General features: G+C 38.5%; 17 protein-coding genes. 10 read left to right on the top strand and 7 right to left on the bottom strand.

Features of this window, described 5'->3' with window-relative positions; genetic code table 11:
• The first annotated feature begins 124 nt into the window (after nucleotides 1-124).
• Nucleotides 125-1,684: an MFS transporter gene (locus GXK58_RS17950; protein ID WP_160724547.1), complete on the top strand. Its 1,560-nt coding sequence runs from the start codon at nucleotides 125-127 to the stop codon at nucleotides 1,682-1,684.
• A 42-nt stretch (nucleotides 1,685-1,726) separates the two neighbouring features.
• Here GXK58_RS17950 and GXK58_RS17945 read toward each other — a convergent pair whose 3' ends face one another.
• Complete coding sequence (locus GXK58_RS17945) at nucleotides 1,727-2,437, bottom strand: GntR family transcriptional regulator (protein WP_160724546.1); 711 nt, start codon at nucleotides 2,435-2,437, stop codon at nucleotides 1,727-1,729.
• A gap of 174 nt (nucleotides 2,438-2,611) precedes the next feature.
• Between GXK58_RS17945 and bglA the strand changes: the two genes are divergently transcribed.
• Both bglA and GXK58_RS17935 read left to right on the top strand, forming a co-directional pair.
• Nucleotides 2,612-4,051, top strand: a complete 1,440-nt coding sequence (gene bglA / locus GXK58_RS17940; protein WP_160724545.1) for a 6-phospho-beta-glucosidase BglA — start codon at nucleotides 2,612-2,614, stop codon at nucleotides 4,049-4,051.
• 260 nt (nucleotides 4,052-4,311) lie between these two features.
• Nucleotides 4,312-4,593, top strand: coding sequence for a hypothetical protein (locus tag GXK58_RS17935; protein WP_160724544.1), 282 nt, complete (start codon nucleotides 4,312-4,314; stop codon nucleotides 4,591-4,593).
• A gap of 118 nt (nucleotides 4,594-4,711) precedes the next feature.
• Here GXK58_RS17935 and GXK58_RS17930 read toward each other — a convergent pair whose 3' ends face one another.
• The 3 genes from GXK58_RS17930 to GXK58_RS17920 all read right to left on the bottom strand — a co-directional run bounded on the left by GXK58_RS17930 (nucleotide 4,712) and on the right by GXK58_RS17920 (nucleotide 7,086).
• The gene (locus GXK58_RS17930) at nucleotides 4,712-6,016 is read right to left on the bottom strand and encodes an alpha/beta hydrolase family protein (RefSeq protein ID WP_160724543.1); all 1,305 of its coding nucleotides are present in this window, start codon (nucleotides 6,014-6,016) and stop codon (nucleotides 4,712-4,714) included.
• Nucleotides 6,017-6,184: 168 nt separating this feature from the next.
• The gene (locus GXK58_RS17925) at nucleotides 6,185-6,634 is read right to left on the bottom strand and encodes a DUF3021 family protein (RefSeq protein WP_160724542.1); all 450 of its coding nucleotides are present in this window, start codon (nucleotides 6,632-6,634) and stop codon (nucleotides 6,185-6,187) included.
• 14 nt (nucleotides 6,635-6,648) lie between these two features.
• Entirely contained in the window at nucleotides 6,649-7,086 is a 438-nt protein-coding gene (locus tag GXK58_RS17920) for a LytTR family DNA-binding domain-containing protein (RefSeq protein ID WP_160724541.1), read from the bottom strand.
• Between the two features lie 374 nt (nucleotides 7,087-7,460).
• Here GXK58_RS17920 and GXK58_RS17915 point away from each other — a divergent pair, with 374 nt between their 5' ends.
• From GXK58_RS17915 to GXK58_RS17885, 7 genes are all read left to right on the top strand, one after another.
• Nucleotides 7,461-8,723 carry an MFS transporter gene (locus tag GXK58_RS17915; protein WP_160724540.1) on the top strand — a complete coding sequence of 421 codons (1,263 nt, stop codon included), beginning with the start codon at nucleotides 7,461-7,463 and terminating at the stop codon, nucleotides 8,721-8,723.
• A 223-nt stretch (nucleotides 8,724-8,946) separates the two neighbouring features.
• Entirely contained in the window at nucleotides 8,947-10,020 is a 1,074-nt protein-coding gene (locus GXK58_RS17910) for a zinc-binding alcohol dehydrogenase family protein (RefSeq protein WP_160724539.1), read from the top strand.
• Between the two features lie 15 nt (nucleotides 10,021-10,035).
• Nucleotides 10,036-11,148: a mannonate dehydratase gene (gene uxuA / locus GXK58_RS17905; RefSeq protein ID WP_160724538.1), complete on the top strand. Its 1,113-nt coding sequence runs from the start codon at nucleotides 10,036-10,038 to the stop codon at nucleotides 11,146-11,148.
• Entirely contained in the window at nucleotides 11,114-12,751 is a 1,638-nt protein-coding gene (locus GXK58_RS17900) for a mannitol dehydrogenase family protein (protein ID WP_160724537.1), read from the top strand. The genes uxuA and GXK58_RS17900 overlap by 35 nt, the downstream gene beginning before the upstream one ends.
• A 108-nt stretch (nucleotides 12,752-12,859) precedes the next feature.
• On the top strand, nucleotides 12,860-13,507 hold the full coding sequence (locus GXK58_RS17895; protein WP_160724536.1) for a bifunctional 4-hydroxy-2-oxoglutarate aldolase/2-dehydro-3-deoxy-phosphogluconate aldolase: 648 nt from the start codon (nucleotides 12,860-12,862) through the stop codon (nucleotides 13,505-13,507).
• 2 nt (nucleotides 13,508-13,509) lie between these two features.
• Nucleotides 13,510-14,520, top strand: coding sequence for a sugar kinase (locus GXK58_RS17890; RefSeq protein WP_160724535.1), 1,011 nt, complete (start codon nucleotides 13,510-13,512; stop codon nucleotides 14,518-14,520).
• 163 nt (nucleotides 14,521-14,683) lie between these two features.
• Nucleotides 14,684-15,388 carry a GntR family transcriptional regulator gene (locus GXK58_RS17885; protein ID WP_160724534.1) on the top strand — a complete coding sequence of 235 codons (705 nt, stop codon included), beginning with the start codon at nucleotides 14,684-14,686 and terminating at the stop codon, nucleotides 15,386-15,388.
• Nucleotides 15,389-15,469: 81 nt separating this feature from the next.
• Here the strand turns inward: GXK58_RS17885 and GXK58_RS17880 are convergent, their stop codons facing one another.
• The 3 genes from GXK58_RS17880 to GXK58_RS17870 form a co-directional block, all read right to left on the bottom strand.
• Nucleotides 15,470-16,735 carry an MFS transporter gene (locus tag GXK58_RS17880; protein WP_160724574.1) on the bottom strand — a complete coding sequence of 422 codons (1,266 nt, stop codon included), beginning with the start codon at nucleotides 16,733-16,735 and terminating at the stop codon, nucleotides 15,470-15,472.
• Nucleotides 16,736-16,873: 138 nt separating this feature from the next.
• Complete coding sequence (locus tag GXK58_RS17875) at nucleotides 16,874-17,887, bottom strand: zinc-binding alcohol dehydrogenase family protein (RefSeq protein WP_160724533.1); 1,014 nt, start codon at nucleotides 17,885-17,887, stop codon at nucleotides 16,874-16,876.
• A 69-nt stretch (nucleotides 17,888-17,956) separates the two neighbouring features.
• Nucleotides 17,957-19,462: a UxaA family hydrolase gene (locus GXK58_RS17870; RefSeq protein WP_160724532.1), complete on the bottom strand. Its 1,506-nt coding sequence runs from the start codon at nucleotides 19,460-19,462 to the stop codon at nucleotides 17,957-17,959.
• Nucleotides 19,463-19,577: the final 115 nt, after the last annotated feature.

The raw sequence follows: 19,577 nt of genomic DNA, 5'->3' as shown, positions 1-19,577 counted from the left end.
TTTAGTAATCTAAAGCAAACAAGAAAAGGATTAAATCGTTCTTGCTCCTTTTCTTTTAGGTTAAAATTGAAAGCGCTTAGAATATTAATGCGTGTTTAATTAATTCATATAGGAGGAGTTACATATGTCTAGAAAAGATAAAGAAATCACCCTTCGGACAAGCATTGGCTTCGGATTAACCGATCTGATGGGCGGAGGTGCCTTTACAATTATAGGTGCATGGCTAATTTTTTTCTATACTAAGTATGCCGGTTTATCGCCTGTGGAAGCTGGTTCAATTATTGCAATTGCCCGTATAGTTGATGCTGTCTTCAGTTTATTTATGGGCAGTTTATCTGATAACCTCTTAAAATTTAGAGCAGGTCGAAAATTTGGCAGACGCCGTTTTTTCTTACTGGCTGGTTCACCTTTAATGCTTTGTTACATTCTGCTATGGGTGACAGACATGGGTTATTTATACTATCTGCTCACTTACTTGCTTTTTGAATTAATTGCAGCAATGGTATTGATTCCTTGGGAAACGCTCCCATCAGAGATGACAACAGATTTTAATAAAAGAACAAAATTATCCTCAGCAAGAATGTTCATCTCAGCAACTGGTACTTTCTTAGCAACCTTTGTTCCAGGTCAATTATTTAGTGTATTAGGTCAAGACAACTCAATGGCGTTCTTTATCAATGGTGCTTTTTTCGCAGTTGTTTATGCGGTTTGTGTATTTATTTCCTACCGTACTACATGGGAAAGAGAAGTTACACCTGAAGAGATGGAACAGATTATCAATAAACAGAAACATCCTGAAGGCTTTGGTAAATCTCTAAAGGCAATTGGTCAAACATTAAATGACCTTGCATCCACTTTTAAAGTGAAAAGTTTCCGCAAACATTTACTTATCTATATTTGTTCGATGACAGGTAAAGATATCTTTAACGCAGTATTCGTTTTCTTCTGTGTCTATGCTTTGAATACTACATCTGCCGTTGCAGCCAATTTACTTTCTCTTAGTATCATTGGAATACCAGGCGCGATTGTCTATGGGTACCTATTAATTAAGATTGGGCCGGTTAATCTATTTAAAATATCTTATTCTACAATGATTGTTTGTTTATTAGCATTTGGAGCTGCTTATTTAATACAACCGAGCAATTTAATCCTTACTATTGGAATCATCTCGTTCGTCTATCAAATTGGCAGAAGTATGCTGGAATTTATCCCGTGGAATGTATTTCCATTTATTCCGGATGTAGATGAAATGATTACGAAACAAAGACGTGAAGGTATTTTTGCATCAGTCATGACATTCTTTAGAAAATCCTCTGTCGCTCTCGCAACGTTCCTTGTTGGTGTGGTCCTAAGTGCGGGTGGTTTTGTTCAAAAGGCTGCCACACAGCCAGTCAGTGCCGTTCATACAATTGTAGGGATTATGGTTTTTGGGGTGACTGGACTGCTTCTGGTCGCATTGATAGCAGCATTCACCTTTAAACTAAATAAAGAAACGCATGCTATTCTAGTTAATGAAATTAGCCGTCTGAAATACAACGGACGCAAAGAAGATGTAGATCCTAGAACAAAAGAAGTGGTTGAATCCCTTACCGGTTATAAATATGAGAAACTATGGGGAGGCAATTCCACAGATAGTTTCCCGCGAATAAAAGTAAATTATGAGATGAAGGAAGTACAAAAATAAATTGAGCAAATAAATTGCGGGCGGGAAATAGCTCCCGCCCTGCTATAACAATTCATTATTCGCCTGAATAAAGAACTGCGATTGTTTGTAGTTATAGGTTAGCTTTGAAAAGTCAAATGGCTGTCCATTCGTTAAATGGAAAATAGTCTCAACGTAGAGTTTAGGCTCACCAGTCTTCAAACCTAAATAATTCGCTTCAGTTTCATTCAGTTTTTCCACATGAAGGAACATATCGGAAAAGCCGACCCGTAATCCTAGAGCTTCTCTAATATAATGGAATATCGATTCGGAAACTATTTCTTTATTCAAATACGTAATAATCGATTTATTATAATAGGACTCCTCAAAGCACAACGTTTGGCCGTTAATATACCTTACTCTTTTTACATAATAGACATCTTCATCGAGTCCCATGTTTAAATTATCAGCGACTTCTTGTGTTGGTTTTCTCACATCTAATTCAATGACTTTAGAGGTTAAATTAAATTCTTCAAGATCCTTTTTAAACCCTTGATTTGAAAGCAGACTAATATAACCTGTCCTCTTATGCCTTCTAACAAAAATTCCACTGCCTCTTACTTGAAAGACTACCCCTTTTTTCTCCAACAGATCTAAAGCTTTAGTAATCGTACTCTTGCTCACTTCGAATTGAGCCATTAATGCCTCTAATACTGGCAGCTTATCTCCTTGTTGAAGAGCGTTTTCTTCAACATATTTTTCAATTTCTGCTGCGATTTGCTGATACTTTAACATATCATTTCCCCACTAATTTATTTACTTTGTTTTATATTTGCAGTATAACATAAACCTTCAAATAATATTATTTGTTATTAAATATTTTGTACCGTTATTGAAAAATTATACCGGTACAATTATAATGTATCCATATAGTTTAATAGTTACATTATTAGAAGAGGAGGAAATAAAATGACAAAACTTCCAAAGGATTTTTTATGGGGCGGTGCTTTGGCTGCTCATCAATTTGAAGGTGGCTGGAATCTAGGCGGCAAAGGGCCAAGCGTTGTGGATGTCATGACTGCAGGTGCCCATGGCGTACCAAGGAAAATCACACAAACAATTGAAGAGGGCGAATTCTACCCGAACCAGGTCGCCATTGATTTCTATCATAAGTATAAAGAAGATATCGCTTTGTTTGCTGAAATGGGATTAAAATGCTTAAGGACATCGATTGGCTGGAGCAGAATTTTTCCAAATGGGGATGAAGCGGAACCAAACCAAGAAGGATTGCAATTCTATGATGATGTCTTTGATGAATTGTTGAAATATGGAATTGAACCAGTTATTACGTTATCTCACTTTGAAATGCCATTACATCTAGCAAGGGAGTACGGCGGCTTCCGAAATCGTAAGGTAGTGGAGTTCTTCGCGAAATTCGCTGAAGTGTGCTTCAAACGTTACAAAGACAAAGTGAAATACTGGATGACTTTCAATGAGATCAACAACCAAATGGACGTCAATAATCCAATCTTCTTATGGACAAATTCAGGTGTTATGGTGGAAGAAAACGAAGATGCGAAAGAGGTTATGTATCAAGTAGCCCACCATGAACTAGTTGCCAGTGCCTTGGCAGTCGCAAAGGGGAAAGAAATTAATCCAGAGTTCCAAATTGGCGCTATGGTGTCACACGTGCCGATCTATCCTTATTCTTGTAATCCAGAGGATATCATGTTAGCTGAAGAAGAAATGAGACAGCGTTACTTCTTCCCTGATGTTCAGGTGCGCGGAATTTATCCGAAATACGCATTAAAAGAATTCGAACGTGCCGGGTATAATATCAAGTTTGAAGATGGAGACGATGAAATTCTAAGAAATGGTACGGTTGATTATCTTGGATTCAGCTATTACATGTCCACAACTGTTAAGAGTGATGTTGTAAGGGGAAATCTAGGCAGTATCTTAAATGGCGGATTACCTAATGGTGTTGAAAATCCATACATTAAAGCAAGTGATTGGGGCTGGTCCATCGACCCAACTGGTCTTCGTTATACATTAAACCGTTTTTATGACAGATACCAAATTCCATTATTCATCGTTGAGAATGGTTTTGGTGCGATTGATACGGTAGAAGAAGATGGCTCTATCCATGACCCAGAACGCATTCAATATTTAAAATCGCATATTGAAGCATTAGAAAAAGCAGTAAACTACGATGGCGTGGATTTAATTGGTTATACTCCTTGGGGAATCATCGATATCGTGTCATTTACAACAGGTGAAATGAAAAAACGTTATGGTATGATTTATGTGGATCGAGATAATGAAGGAAATGGCTCAATGGAAAGATCTAAGAAAGATTCATTTCATTGGTACAAAAAAGTGATTCAAACGAATGGTGAAGAGTTATAAATTTCAATGAGATAAATGTGAATTAATATCGGAATATAAAATAGGAAGTAGTGAGCCAGACAAGACAATTCAGTAATTGAATCCTTATCTGGCTTATTTTTTATGTATGTTCTCTAAATTAGATATCATAAAAATATGTTTCACGTGGAACTAATAAAGTTTTTATTTTCTCAACCCAAATTTAAATTATTGTACTGTCCTCATTATTTAGTTATATAGATAGTATGGGAATGGTTTAGACTTTTAGAAAGGAGTTACTTATGAAATCGTATCTACTTATTAGCCAAATCTTATATGTGCTATCCTTTATTCCGTGGTTTGTTATTTGGGGATTGTCGTTTATGAGCTTCGACAATGGCATGAATGCAGCTAATGTTTCATTTGTCTTAGTTATTTCTTTATATCCAATTGCAGTAATCGTTGCTTCCATTTTATCTTGGGTGTTTCGAGTGAAAAGGAAACGATTTGCAGTTTTAATAAACTTACTTCCGATGTTATGGATTATTGTTTTTTTAAGTTTCATGTTATGGAACAATGGTTAGAAAAAGTACCTGGAGCAATATTCCGGGAATTAGATTAAAAAATGCATGATATTCTGTGTAGGTTAAATGGCCAGGGGGGTACTCCTAGCCATTTATTTGTGTAACCTTCATAATTATATCAATAGGTTTCTTCTAAAGTGAAAGTGCCTATATCCTTTAATTTATAATCGAAAAATTTAAGAATGAGCTCATTTTCCTTTTCAATAGAGTAATATTTATCAATGTCTGCTTTTCCTCCTTGAAGAATATTTGCAAGTATTGGAGAGAATAGCGGCAAATCGGTCAAGCTTAAATGTTTGGCCCCTTTAAAGTGAGTTGTGTATGCGCCTTTAAAGTGCTCATTATTAGGTTTATTCGCCACATAAAGGGAGTTGTTTTCGAGCTGTCCCCAAACATCATCGGAATAAATATTAAGAAGCGGCGTCGTGTAGGATTTGCTGCTTGCCGTAAAATCTTCAATATCTTTCTTATAAACAAGCTCACTGAAGAACGGGGCATCAATATTTACAACCGCACTTATATCACTGCGCTCTCTTCCCAACCAAACACTTGCTGCGCCGCCCATTGAATGCCCGAATACGCCAATTTTCTCTGTATTAATATGTTGATAAATGGGATTATCGTCATTTTTAGCTTTTTTAAGAATCGTATCAATGACAAAGTTCATATCGTCCGTCCGCAGTTTCATCCAATTTTGGATGAGTCCATAGAGTTGTTCGTTCGTGTAGATCCCATCCTTATTGAGATTGCTGACTTCACGATTATAATCAGTATTAATTGTAGCTACTGTTCCATCCTCAGAGCGAGTATAAAAGGAGTGATAGGGATGATCGATTGAAACGACGATATAACCGTGGCTTGCAAGTTCATTATAGGTTGAAGTATTGCTTGCTTTAATACCGTATGCCCCATGTGAAAACACCAATAATGGGAATGTTCCTTTTGCATTTTTGGGATACCAAAATTCTACATTCACCAATCTGTTGTCTCCCTTGTGGGTGAATTCCTCTATACGGTTTTTGTCAACATATGTGTAAGCAGCAGTCGCGACTGTATATTCCCCTGTCACTTTTGGTGATTTATGCTGTGGGAATACAATTGCAGGTGCAAGAGCAAAGACTATTGCAACTATCATAACGAATAATTTCCATACACTGGTTGAAGTTTTGTATTTTTTACTATTTTCTTTATTACGGATAAGGGAGACTGTCCCCTTAACCGCTAATAGAAAAAGCAGCGCTGCAAGCAGTGCCCAGCGGAAACTCCAGACAATCACCGATGAAAGTGAGAGGATGACAAAAGCAATAAATATTGAAAGCCTGATCCAATTCTTTATCTTTTTATGATTATGCTTCGTTGCCATACAGTAGATGGCAAAAGAAATCTCGAAGGTTAAAGCAATCAGTAATAGTAAAATTCCCATTGTAATTACCCCTTTTTTTGAAAAGTTTATTATGGACTCATCATAAAAAATTACGAAAAGGAAGTATATAGAAAAACAGTAAGTTGTATCCACGGGCAAATAAGTTGCAAAAAAGGCAGTAAGCAATGAAGCGTACCGCCTAATAATCAGTTAATGACAACTGATACCTTATAATTTTATTGATGATTCATTAGTGTCTTTTTTTAATGCCTTGAGTTTTTCGTTGATTTTTTGAGCTTCTTTTTTATCATTTCGCCATGAAAGCAGACGAACCAGGATATAGATGAAAGCAATTTGCAGTGCAAGAATGATTCCGTCTGATGCACTATTCACAATACCAAAGACACTGGCAAGTGCAATCAATACAATCTCCAAAGTGAAAAAGTGAATCGCCATTCTTATTCGTATTTTCTTTTCATCCAGCTCAATAGGGGAATACAATATAAATCCAATGAATGCACTTAAAAGTGAAAAAGCCATAATGATATACATATCATTCAAATCAAAGGCCAGAGAAGGATCATATAGCTGCCGCAATATAGTCATGATTATGACGATGGATGCGAAGATCATCAAGAAATCCTTCAAAATCTTTTGTAGAAATTTGGACATCTTCATATTTATCCCTCCTTTTACAATCCCAGCATTTTCTTTAGGACTGGCACATACTGTCTTGAGACAACAGCACGTTCACCGTTGTCAAGCACCGCCTCAAATCGGCCGCTGATGGACGGATAAATAGATGAAATCTTTTTGATGTTCAAAATGGTAGATTTGGATGCACGAAAGCAGTTGTTATTTTTGCTTAATTCCTCTAATTCATAAAGCTTTTGTTTGACCTCAAAAACGTGATCCTTGCAGTAACTAAATACCTTGCCATCCACCGCCTCGAAATAATAGATATCGCTAAGCTTAATACGATGAACTTTATCATGTTGATATCCCAGTACAAATTGATCTTCAGTTTTCAGCTTGTTGACGATTTCGTAAATTTCGTCATCAACTTCATGACATCTAATGAGGATTTCCTCTTCTAATTCTTTGTTAATTTCTTCTACTGAAATTTTCATACCATCACCCAAGAAATTTCAAAATCGTACTTTTATTAATTTTATCAAAATGCCTCTATTAATAAAATCGAATCGTAAAAAAATAATGTAATTTCCATTAAGTATCAACAGTCGTAAGCCCACGTCTATCTGTTTGGATAGATTCTTAATTAAAAAAGAAAACATAAAATTTTAAAAAAACACTAGTATACTAGTATGTAAATATGTTACTATCTCTGTGTAGACGTCTAATATTATTTAATGAAACGGCTTACAGGATATAAACTAAAGGAGTGATAGACAAGTAATTAAGGGTTTTTACTATAGTAATATTTTTTTATAACTTTAGGTAAACGGTTTCAAAACCAAACCAAAATATACTTAGGAGGAAAATTATGTTTTCTAAAGGTAGAACTACTGTTTTAATTTTTCTTTTCTTAGCAGGTGTTGTGAACTATCTGGACCGATCGGCACTTTCGATTGCGGCACCATTTATTACTGAAGATTTACATTTGTCTCCTACTCAACTAGGAATCGTATTTAGTAGCTTTTCTGTAGGATATGCGGTTTTTAATTTCATAGGCGGCATGGCTTCTGACCGCTATGGTGCAAAGTTGACTCTTTTTGTGGCCATGGTTGTATGGTCTTTATTCAGCGGTGCTGTTGCATTAGCATTCAGCCTTGTCAGCTTGATTGTTATTAGGGTTCTTTTTGGAATGGGTGAAGGACCGTTATCGGCTACAATCAATAAAATGATTAATAACTGGTTCCCATCTGATAAACGCGCAACTGCAATTGGACTTGCTAATAGCGGTACACCACTAGGTGGAGCAATTGCCGGCCCTATCGTTGGAATTATCGCCTTGAATTATGGCTGGAAAATCTCTTTCATTATTATTATGGTAATTGGAATTCTTTGGGCAGCAGGCTGGTGGATGTTTGTTAAAGATAAACCCGCTGGTGAGCGCAAGCAAAATAATGGTTCGGCCAAGTCAAATCAAAACCAATCAGGTGAAAAAATACCGTTGTCATATTATTTAAAACAAAGAACTGTATTATTTACCGCTTTTGCATTCTTTGCCTATAATTATATTTTGTTTTTCTTCTTAACATGGTTTCCAAGTTACTTAACCAATGCCCGCGGCTTAAGTATTAAAGAAATGAGCGTTGTTACTGTCATTCCATGGGTGTTGGGCTTTATCGGTCTTGCTTCAGGCGGACTTGTCTCTGATTTTGTATATAGAAAAGTAGGAAAAGCCTTGTTTGCACGAAAAGTGGTGCTTGTGTCTTGTCTGTTTACATCCGCCATTTGCATTGGGGTTGCCGGACTTGTTACGACCACGGTAGCTGCTGTAACTTTGGTAGCGCTATCTGTATTCTTCCTATATTTAACAGGAGCAATTTACTGGGCTATCGTTAATGATGTTGTTGACCAGAAGAATGTAGGTTCTGTCGGAGGGTTTATGCACTTTTTAGCTAATACTGCAGGAATCATTGGGCCAACATTAACAGGTTACCTTGTCCAAGTATCTGGTACCTACACAGCAGCATTTTTATTGGCAGGCGGATTAGCCGTCTTTGCTTCATTGTCAGTCATTAAGTTTGTTAAGCCTATTACTAAGAAATATAACGCTGATTTGACGGAGAAGGTAATCTAATTTAGCCGTTTTGAGCATTAACTATCTCTGTCAATCAGGGCTGTTCGTTTAGTTTATGGAAAAAAGTCTCTAACGTAGCAAAAAATCATAAAGTTCTCTTAATGATCGGTAATAATTGACTAGTATACAAGTATACCAGTACAATAAGGGTATACATTTAATTGGAATTTCTTGTTATACCTCTACTGGTATACTAGTATTTAAAAAAGAGGGAGTATGAAAAATGAAAGCGATTCAAGTGGTTAAACCAGGGCAGCTTGAAATAATTGAAAAAGAGATGCCTCAAATTCAACATGATAATGAGGTACTAATTCAGGTGAAGATGGCTGGTATCTGTGGTTCAGATATCCATATCTATCACGGGACCTCTCCTGTTGCTACCTACCCGCGTGTAATCGGGCATGAAGTGACTGGCCAAGTAATAAAAACGGGTGAAGGAGTTACTTCTCTTAAGGCAGATGATCATGTTGTGATCGAACCAATTTTGACCTGCGGAGAATGTTATGCATGTCGAAATGGAAGACAAAATGTCTGTCAGAACTTAACGGTTTTTGGGGTTCATATGGATGGCGGTTACCAAGAGTATGTGGTTGTCCCAGAAAAAATGGCTCATAAAGTCGACCCTGCATTAGATTGGAAAGAATCTGTTTTAGTTGAACCCTTCACAATTGGCGCACAGGCAAATTGGCGCGGGGATGTTAGGCCAGGAGATGTTGTGTTTATCATGGGAGCCGGCCCTATTGGGATTTGTGCATTGCAAGTTGCCAAGCATAGAGGTGCAACCTGTATCATCTCAGATTTAAGTGAAGAAAAATTATCTTATGCCAAAAGCCTTGGCGCCGATTTTACACTAAACCCTCTGAAAGAGGATACATTCCAAAAAATAAATGAATGGACTGAGGGAATGGGAGCTAATGTTGTCATCGATGCAGTTTGTACGACGAAGACATTTGAACAAGCTGTCCAACTTGCTTCGGTAGCCGGAAGAATTGTGGTCATGGGATTTTCTGAAGAAAGGTCAGGAATCCCTCAATTAGAAATCACCAAAAAGGAATTGACTGTTAGCGGGTCACGATTACAGACAAACCAATTCCCAGAGGTAATTGATCTTTTTAATAATAGAAAAATTGACACAGATAGCTTCGTCACTCATACGTTCCCGTTTGAACAAGTGAAAGAAGCGATCCATTTAATTGAAACCAATCCAGATGCAGCGCGGAAGGTCCTCTTAGATTTTTCTAGGGTAAGAAAAGAGGGCTTGCTAGAATCATATAGCTTTCATAAAGCCAATAACTAAAAGGAGTGGATAGTAATGAAGATGACATGGAGATGGTATGGAGAAGGAAACGATTCAATTACACTTGACCATATACGACAAATTCCAGGTGTAATGGGAGCTGTGTGGTCCCTGCATGATAAGGTTGCAGGGGAAGAATGGGAAATGGAAAGAATTCAGGAAGTTGCGGACCAAATTCGCAGCAAAGGGTTCAGCCCAGCAGTTGTGGAGAGCGTAAACATTCATGATGATATCAAAATCGGACTGCCTACAAGGGATAAATATATCGATATTTATATTGATACGATTAAGAAGCTTTCTAAAGTTGGAGTGAAGGTCATTTGTTATAATTTCATGCCGGTTTTTGACTGGACAAGGACGGATCTATATAAGGAATTACCTGACGGTTCAAATGCTTTATTTTATGAAAAAGCAGCGATTACCAATGATCCTATGGACATGGTTAATAAAATTCTTGAGGGTGCCGGAGATTTCACAATGCCTGGCTGGGAACCGGAACGTTTAGCTAAATTGGACGATTTATTTAAAGCCTATGAAGGTGTGACCGAGGATATTTTATTCGACAACTTGAAATACTTCCTTGAACGAGTGATCCCTGTATGTGAAGAATATGATGTGAAAATGGCTATCCATCCTGATGATCCGGCTTGGCCTATTTTCGGACTGCCTCGTATTATTCGAAACAGAGAATATATTAGAAGATTCCTTAATCTTGTAGACAGCCCTTATAACGGGTTAACTTTCTGTACAGGTTCATTAGGAACCAATCCAGAAAATGACTTGCCGGCTATGATTCGTGAATTCCATGATCGGATTCACTTTGCGCACATTAGAAATGTGAAAGTATTTGAAAATGGTGATTTCATTGAAGTATCTCACCGCGGCCAAGATGGAAGCGTCGATGTAGCTGAAGTCGTCAAAGCTTACCATGAGAGTGGATTTACGGGTTATGTCCGCCCTGATCACGGCCGTCACCTTTGGGGCGAAGAGAAACACTGCCGTCCTGGTTATGGACTGTATGACAGAGCACTTGGAATTATGTATATGCTGGGTGTGTGGGACAGCCTGGAAAAAGAGAAAGGAAGAGAGCTGAGTGCTACAGTTAACGAGAAGCAGTATAATAAATGATGCTGAAGCCTGGCGTGAAATAGGAGTCGAACTTCCGCAATTTGACTTTGATCAGGTTGCCCAAAATACAAGCGAAAAGCCGCAGTGGGTGCATTTTGGTGCCGGAAATATCTTTAGAGGCTTTGTTGCCAATGCACATCAAAAACTGTTAAACCAAGGACAAGCAGAAACCGGAATTATCGCAGTGAGAACATTTGATTTTGACATGATTGACCGGTTAAATAAGCCATATGATAATTTGACCCTGCTTGTGACAATGAAAGCGAACGGGTCGTTTGAAAAGACTGTCATTAACAGCATTATCGATACAATTGCAGCTGATTATAACCGAAAAGACGAGTTCAATCGACTTGTCGGCATATTCGAAAATCCAAGTTTGCAAATGGCTAGCTTTACAATTACGGAAAAAGGCTATGCCTTGACCAACTCATCAGGGCAATTCAGCGGCATTGTTGAGAAGGATTTTGAAAATGGATTGGAAAGCCCGGTCCATGCGATGAGCATTGTAACAGCACTAGTCTATCGCAGATATTTAAAAGGCCAATATCCAATGACTTTCGTCAGCATGGATAACTGTTCACATAATGGCGATAAGCTCAAAGCATCCATCTTAACAATCGCAAAGGAGTGGCAGAAGAGGGGATTTGTGGAGGAAGGCTTCATTGCTTATCTCGAGGATGAAGGAAAAATCACCTTCCCTCACAGCATGATTGATAAAATTACGCCAAGGCCATCTGAAAAGGTAAAAGAGGCTCTTACGGAGCAAGGGATTAGCGGCATGGACATCATTGTCACGCCCAAGCATACGTATACGGCGCCATTCGTTAATGCAGAGGCCAGTGAATATCTTGTCATTGAAGACAAATTTACTAATGGACGGCCGTGCCTGGAACAAGCAGGAGTAATCTTTACAGACAGAGAAACAGTTAATAAGGTGGAAACGATGAAAGTGACAACATGTCTAAATCCGCTCCATACAGCATTGGCTGTTTCCGGCTGCTTATTAGGCTATACCCTGATCGCGGATGAAATGAAAGATGAAACCTTAAGAAAATTTGTAGAAATGATCGGTTATGAAGAAGGACTTAAGGTCGTTGTTGATCCTGGGATAATCAGCCCTAAGGCCTTCCTCGACGAAGTATTGAATGAGAGGTTCTCTAATCCATATATTCCGGATACGCCACAAAGGATTGCAACCGACACATCTCAAAAAGTAGGAATCCGTTTCGGTGAAACACTCAAATCCTATGTGGAAAGAGAAGAATTAAATCCGGCAGACCTTGTGGCGATTCCGCTTGCTATCGCAGCTTGGTGCCGATATCTCCTCGGGATGGATGATGAAGGAAGGCCATTTACTCTTAGCCCTGATCCGTTATTAGAGACTCTTCAATCGGCTCTTGAAGGAGTTTCCCTGGGTGCTCAATCGTCTAACATCCAATCGATCCTATCAAATGAAACCATCTTTGGTGTCAATTTGTACGAAATAGGATTAGGCGAAAAGATTGAGTCTATCTTCTATGAAATGCTTGCTGGTACGGGTGCAGTCAGACGTACTTTGGAAAAGTATATCGTATTGGATAAGAAAACCGCGGGAGTTAACTAAGAATAGGCGGGCCATGAGAAATGTCATGGCCCTTTTCCATATCACGTTGTAAAATTAATTTTATATTCTAACTTTTAAAAATTGAACGAAGGGAATGGCGATGAAATAATGAAAAAACTTGATGTATTGACGAGGTTATCTGAATGTGGCGTAGTAGCCGTGGTAAGGGCGGATTCTAAGGAAGAAGCGGTTAAGATTTCTGAAGCATGTGTAGAAGGCGGTATTCTTGGGATTGAGGTTACATTTACAGTCCAGGGAGCTGATGAAGTAATCAAAGAGCTGGCTTCTGTTTATAGTGAGAATCCTGAGGTTGTTATTGGAGCAGGGACCGTTCTTGATGCAACGACAGCAAGAATTGCCATCCTTGCTGGTGCACAGTTTGTCGTTAGTCCAGCATTTGATGGAGAAACGGCTAAACTTTGCAACCTCTATCAAATTCCTTATATGCCAGGCTGCATGACGATTACTGAAATGAAACATGCGTTAGAAGCTGGGGTGGACATTGTTAAACTATTCCCTGGTAACGCCTTTGGCCCAGAGTTTGTAAAGGCTGTAAAGGCTCCTCTTCCACAAGTGAACATTATGCCAACAGGCGGAGTCAGCTTGGATAATATCGATCAATGGATCAAAAATGGCTGTGTCGCTGTCGGTGTAGGCGGCAATCTAGTGGCTCCTGCTAAGACTGGGGATTATAACAAAATAACTGAATATGCAAAGCAATATACCCAAAAAGTAAAAGAAGCTCGAGGGAATTAACCATGAAAAAAATCGTTACACTTGGAGAAATCATGCTCCGTCTTTCTGTGAATAGCGGTGAACGGTTGTTTCAAGCGGATCAGCTTACCATGCATTATGGCGGTGCAGAAGCAAACGTAGCCGTTTCACTTTCTAACTTTGGACATGATGTTTATTATGTCAGCAAAATCCCGGAGAATCCACTAGGTATTGCCGTGGAGAGACAGCTGAAATCTTATGGCGTTCATACTGACTATTTAATTAAAGGTGGAGAACGGTTAGGTGCATACTACTTGGAAACTGGGGTAGGACAAAGAAATTCCCAAGTTACCTATGATAGAAAATACTCTAGTTTTTCTAACCTTAAGCAGGATGAGATCGATTTTGATGAAGTTTTTTCAGGAGTGGAGCTCTTCCATGTTACTGGAATAACCCCTGCCCTATCCCAAAACTTAAAGGATCTTACATTGCTGGCGCTGAAAAAGGCAAAGGAACAAGGGGTTCTTACAAGCTTTGACTTTAATTACCGGGCAAAACTATGGAGCCAGCAAGAAGCAGCAGATACAATTAAAGAATTACTTCCTTATGTTGATATTTGTTCCTGCGGAGAGTTAGATGCTGTCTATATCCTTGGCATTGAACCTGCTGATTACATTTCAAAAGAGGACAATTTAAGATATTACTACACAAAAATTTCTGAAATGTATCCGAATATTAAATATCTAAGCTCAACATTCCGGAATATTATCTCTGCTTCAACCAATACGCTTCAAGGAAACTTCTTCAATCAAGGGGAGCTATATCAGTCGGAGATTTTCCAAATTGATCACATAGTTGACCGGGTAGGCGGCGGTGATGCTTTTGCAGCAGGTGTTTTACATGGAATTCTTAATCGTACACAGCCTGAGGAACTTATTACATTTGCAACAGCAGCATCTGCTTTAAAACACACCGTACATGGTGATTGCAATGTATTTTCAGTCGATGAAGTAGTCACTTTTGCAAATAACGGGCCAGGGAAAATAGTCCGCTAGAAGTTTAAATGAATGTTAGAGTACCATTACGCCTATTCCACTGTTTTAGTGAAATGGGCGATTTTTTATAATTCTTTCATTAGGTTGGAGTTCTGTTGACTTTTACCAGCTTACGGAAGTAAAGTATACTAGTATATTAATAATAAAATGTGAAGGTCGTGTCATGTTGAGCCTTGAAAGTATCTCCTCTCCTGCGAGGAAAACGCTTGGAAAAGTAGCCTATTCAAAAATCCGTGAAGAAATTATCACGCTAAACTTTAAACCAGGGCAAATGTTGTCAGAAAGTGAACTCGGTTCTGTATTAGGGGTAAGCCGTACTCCTATTCGTGAAGCTTTTCTTATGCTTGTGCAAGAAGGGTTACTTGAAATCCTTCCCCAGCGAGGTGCACGGGTTGCTTTGATATCAGAAAAGAGATACGCAGAAAACATGTTTGTGAGAGAAAGCTTGGAAATAAGTGCGCTCAAACTGGTAGCTAAAAACTGGAATTCTGATGATTTCCGACATAAAGAAAGTGAACAAAAGGCAGTGGAATTACTTGAAAAACAACAAACAGCCGCTTTAAAGGGTGATCATGTTGAATTTCTACAATACGACGAGTTATTTCATTCTGTTTTTTTGAAACTAGTGGAAAATGAAACATTAGTTACGGTTGTTTCACAAATGAAAGCCCATTTGAACAGGGTGCGTTATCTAGAGTTTAATACACCTAACCATATGGAGAATGTGGTAAGTGAACATCAAGGTATTTTTAATAGCATCACCTCTAATGATGAGGAGAAAACAGAGGAACTATTGCGAAGACATTTTTATAAAAAAGAAGGCCTCCCGAAAGTAATTAAAATGTTTCCCGATTATTTTACTGCTTAACCACTTGAGCGGGGACCTAAAAGGAAAAATCGACAAGCAGAAAGCATGTCGATTTTTTGGTGCATGTTGAATTGATAGGTCTTATACTGGCATTTTTAAAGTATCATTTTTAGTGTTTGGATATTTAATAGGACGAACAAAACGGATGACCGATAAGGAAGCAAAGATGGCTAATCCTCCTGCCAATAAAAATGCAGATGTGAATGAACCGGATCGATCAACAAGGAATCCTGTTAAAGCTGGTCCAATAATACCAGCAGTATTCGCCAAAAAGTGCATAAACCCTCCTACGGACCCAACACTGCTTTGCTCCACTACATCCTGCACGATTGCCCAGTAAATGGCTCCTGTTAAGTATAGGAAAAACACTGAAAAGGCAACCAAAGTGACCGCACTTACTGTTGTTGTGACAAGACCAGCGCCTCCGATACAAACAGCTGAAATAAATAGACAAGTTACTAGAACCACTTTCCGGGAGAATAACACACCTTTGTGTGTGAATTTTTTGAAAACAAAGTCTGAAACAAATCCGCCGGATGCAAGTCCGATGAATCCTACAATCCAAGGTATCATGGTAATGACACTCATTTCTTTAACATCCATGTGACGGGCATCTACCAAATAACTAGGAAACCAAGTTAAGAAAAAGAACAAAATATAGTTATAGGCAAAGAACGCAAAGGCTGTAAATAAAACTGTTTTTTGTTTTAAGTAAAAGGTTAATGGACGTTTTTCTTGGGGAACCTGTTTGTCTTTTACGACTGTTAACTTTTCTGCGGATGCTGCCGGTTTTTCTTTAACAAATTTCCACCATAAAACTGCCCAAACCAGACCAATAACCATAATTAGAAGAAAGGAGATCTTCCAGCTGAAAGAAATCGCAATAAATCCTACAACTGGACCTGAAATGGCACCGCCAAGAGGTGTTCCACTATTGGTTAATCCAACAGCAGAGGCACGTTGATCCGAAGGAAACCAGTTATTTACCATTTTACTGATGGTGGCTGAAAGCGGGCCTTCACCCATCCCGAATAAAACACGAATAACAATTAAACTAGCAAATCCAACGGCTAATGCAATGGCACCGCTAAATAATGACCATACAATCATGGCAACGAATAGGGTAAGTTTTGCACCGTATTTATCAGACGCCATTCCGCCGATAAAATTAAAAATAGCATATCCTACAGAAAAACTACTAAATATAATTCCCATTTGTGTGGCTGATAATGAAAGGTCTTCTTTTATAAATGGAGCACCAATGGATAATGCTGAACGGTCTAAATAGTTAATTACGCCTGCTAAGAATAATAAGATGAGTACAGGTAGTCTATCTTTTGTGAACATTTTCGATATCATTCATATCCCTCCGTGCTGTTAGCGCTTTCTAAAAATAGATGATAAGTTCAATTTATTCCTTTTGACTTATATTGATTGAAAGAGGAACCCCTCTTTCAATCATAAAAATAAAATCTTCTTAAACAATTATACTTCTACAACAGCCTTAATGACCTTGGCTTCTGGGGTTAACCATTCTTCAAATTGGTTGATCATCTCATCAAAGTTTGATCGATGGGTAATATAGGAATCAGTATCGACTGTGCCAGTTTTTACAGCATTCACTACATATACAAAGTCTTCGCGGGTAGCATTGCGGCTTCCCATTAGTGTAAGTTCCTTACTATGAAAAGTAGGGTCATCAAATGTAACATTGCCTTTCGTTAATCCAACATAGATTAACTTTCCTCCATGTGCTGGATAGTTAAACGAATCGTTCATAGAGTTCACATTACCTGTTGCGTCGAATACAACGGTTGGCATTTCTCCGTTTGTAATTTCCTTTAAACTCTCCAGCGGGTTATCCAGTGCGTTCACAGTATAGTCCACACGTGCCCATTCGCGGCAAAACGCCAGCCGTTCATCATTTACATCCATTGCTATTACCTTTGCGCCTTCATGCTTAGCAAAAGCCATGACCCCTAAACCAATTGGACCTGCGCCAATGACCAGAACGTACTCCTCTTCTTTTAGTTCCGAACGTCTAATCGCATGTGCACCTATACTTAATGGTTCGATAATAGCAGATTGGTCCAGTGTCAGCCCATTTGTTTTTACTAAATGGTTATAGGGTACGGAAATCCACTCACTCATTCCACCTTCAATGTGAACACCAAGTACTTTCATATCCGTACAGCAATTCGTTTTTCCATTTCTGCATGCGATGCACACGCCGCATTCCATGTAAGGAATGACCGATACAAAATCCCCTTCCTTTAACCCAGCAGGATTCGCACCAATCGACTCGATTTCACCAGAAAGTTCATGACCAAGTGTACGAGGATAGCTGAAAAAAGGTTGATTTCCTCTGTATGCATGATAATCCGTTCCACATATACCAATACGTCGAATGCGAACTAAAGCTTCTCCTTCTTTAACGATAGGCCGTTCAACATCAACCATTTTAAAATGATTAGGCTGTTCACAAACAATACTTTTCATTTGGAATAACACTCCTTCTACTTTATTTTCATTTAAATCATGGACTCGCTTTTGTGATGTTTCCTGGTGTTATAGAATAACTCCGTCTTTGAAAATACTAATCTCCTTAAAACCAAACTTTTCATTATTGGTTTTCTTTTCACCTGATGCAAGATCAAGGATATATTGGAATAAGTCATCCTTTAGTTCATCCATGGTTTTTCCTTCAATTAACTGTCCTGCATTATAGTCGATCCAATTCTTTTTACGAGAGGCTAAATCGGAATTTGTTGCTATTTTCACTGTTGGCACTGGTCCGCCAAATGGTGTTCCTCTTCCCGTCGTAAATAAGACGATATGTGCCCCAGCTGCTGCTAATGCGGTAACGGAGACAAGGTCATTCCCAGGTGCGTTTATTAAATTTAAGCCAGGTTTTACAACTCGTTCCCCATAGGAACTGACATCCACCACAACCGCATGTCCGCCTTTTTGGGTACATCCGAGCGATTTTTCTTCCAGTGTACTAATCCCGCCTGCTTTATTTCCAGGTGAAGGGTTTTCATAGATTTCCTGATTATGACGAATAAAATATTGTTTAAAATCATTCACTAAGTGAACGATACTTTCAAAGACTTCATCATTTTCTGCCCGATTCATTAAGATGGTTTCTGCTCCAAACATCTCCGGAACCTCGGTCAAAATCGTTGTTCCGCCATCTGCCACAATTAAGTCAGATACCGCTCCAACTAATGGATTGGCTGTAATCCCGGAAAACCCATCAGAGCCGCCGCATTTCAAGCCTACTTTTAGCTTTGAGACAGGTACCGGCTGGCGTTTGAATTGTTCGGCATATTCAACTAATTCTTCAATTAAATTTAAACCGCTTTCTAATTCATCTTCAACTTCCTGAGACTTCATAAACTTGATTCGATTAGGAGAATATTCACCAATAACTTCTTTAAAAAGTTCTATTTGGTTGTTTTCACAACCTAATCCAACAACTAAAACACCTGCTGCATTAGGATGGTGAACGAGTGAAGCTAACAGCTTCTGTGTATTGGACAAATCATCGCCTAGCTGGGAGCAGCCGAATGGATGAGGGAAATGGTAAATTCCATCAATTCCACGATCCTTAAAGCTTTCATTGCCCATTTTTGCAAGTAATTCACATGTTTTATTAATGCAGCCTACTGTATTAATAATCCAGATTTCATTTCGGATACCAGCTTCACCGTTTTCACGAACATAACCTTGGAACGTATGCTCAGATTCTTTAAGCATATCCACCTGATTGATAGGTTGATAGGTATAATCCAGTATTCCCTTTAAACCCGTCCCCAGATTGTGGGTGTGAACCCATTCCCCAACGGAAATATCTCTCTTTGCTTTGCCAATTGAATAGCCAAATTTGAGAATATCTTCCCCTTCTTTTACAGGGTGGACTAAAATTTTGTGTCCTTTTGGAATATCTTCTTGAATCGTAATATTTATTACATCTTTTTCATCCGTGTGAATCTGAATGGTTTCTCCTTTTCGGATTACTTGTAAGGAAATAACAACATCATCTTTTGAATTCAATTGAACTACTTTACTCATTTATTTCCCTCCAGCCTGTTTAATGGTTATTAGTCAAACCCAAAACACTTAACTAACTTTTTTATCTACGCTTAGTGGAAAGCCCTTTCATTTTTCAAGTCCTCCTCAGTTTATC

The sequence above is a fragment of the Bacillus sp. USDA818B3_A genome, assembly GCF_009928415.1.
GTDB lineage: Bacteria > Bacillota > Bacilli > Bacillales > Cytobacillaceae > Neobacillus.
This window is presented reverse-complemented; position numbering and strand designations above follow the sequence as displayed.

Excerpts from the sequence above, each read along its gene's own strand:
- uxuA (WP_160724538.1), top strand. The coding sequence starts at position 10,036 with ATGAAGATGACATGGAGATGGTATGGAGAAGGAAACGATTCAATTACA.
- GXK58_RS17915 (WP_160724540.1), top strand. The coding sequence starts at position 7,461 with ATGTTTTCTAAAGGTAGAACTACTGTTTTAATTTTTCTTTTCTTAGCA.
- GXK58_RS17935 (WP_160724544.1), top strand. The coding sequence starts at position 4,312 with ATGAAATCGTATCTACTTATTAGCCAAATCTTATATGTGCTATCCTTT.
- GXK58_RS17925 (WP_160724542.1), bottom strand. The coding sequence starts at position 6,634 with ATGAAGATGTCCAAATTTCTACAAAAGATTTTGAAGGATTTCTTGATG.
- GXK58_RS17880 (WP_160724574.1), bottom strand. The coding sequence starts at position 16,735 with ATGTTCACAAAAGATAGACTACCTGTACTCATCTTATTATTCTTAGCA.
- GXK58_RS17875 (WP_160724533.1), bottom strand. The coding sequence starts at position 17,887 with ATGAAAAGTATTGTTTGTGAACAGCCTAATCATTTTAAAATGGTTGAT.
- GXK58_RS17885 (WP_160724534.1), top strand. The coding sequence starts at position 14,684 with ATGTTGAGCCTTGAAAGTATCTCCTCTCCTGCGAGGAAAACGCTTGGA.
- GXK58_RS17945 (WP_160724546.1), bottom strand. The coding sequence starts at position 2,437 with ATGTTAAAGTATCAGCAAATCGCAGCAGAAATTGAAAAATATGTTGAA.
- bglA (WP_160724545.1), top strand. The coding sequence starts at position 2,612 with ATGACAAAACTTCCAAAGGATTTTTTATGGGGCGGTGCTTTGGCTGCT.
- GXK58_RS17930 (WP_160724543.1), bottom strand. The coding sequence starts at position 6,016 with ATGGGAATTTTACTATTACTGATTGCTTTAACCTTCGAGATTTCTTTT.
- GXK58_RS17895 (WP_160724536.1), top strand. The coding sequence starts at position 12,860 with ATGAAAAAACTTGATGTATTGACGAGGTTATCTGAATGTGGCGTAGTA.
- GXK58_RS17870 (WP_160724532.1), bottom strand. The coding sequence starts at position 19,462 with ATGAGTAAAGTAGTTCAATTGAATTCAAAAGATGATGTTGTTATTTCC.
- GXK58_RS17920 (WP_160724541.1), bottom strand. The coding sequence starts at position 7,086 with ATGAAAATTTCAGTAGAAGAAATTAACAAAGAATTAGAAGAGGAAATC.
- GXK58_RS17950 (WP_160724547.1), top strand. The coding sequence starts at position 125 with ATGTCTAGAAAAGATAAAGAAATCACCCTTCGGACAAGCATTGGCTTC.
- GXK58_RS17910 (WP_160724539.1), top strand. The coding sequence starts at position 8,947 with ATGAAAGCGATTCAAGTGGTTAAACCAGGGCAGCTTGAAATAATTGAA.
- GXK58_RS17890 (WP_160724535.1), top strand. The coding sequence starts at position 13,510 with ATGAAAAAAATCGTTACACTTGGAGAAATCATGCTCCGTCTTTCTGTG.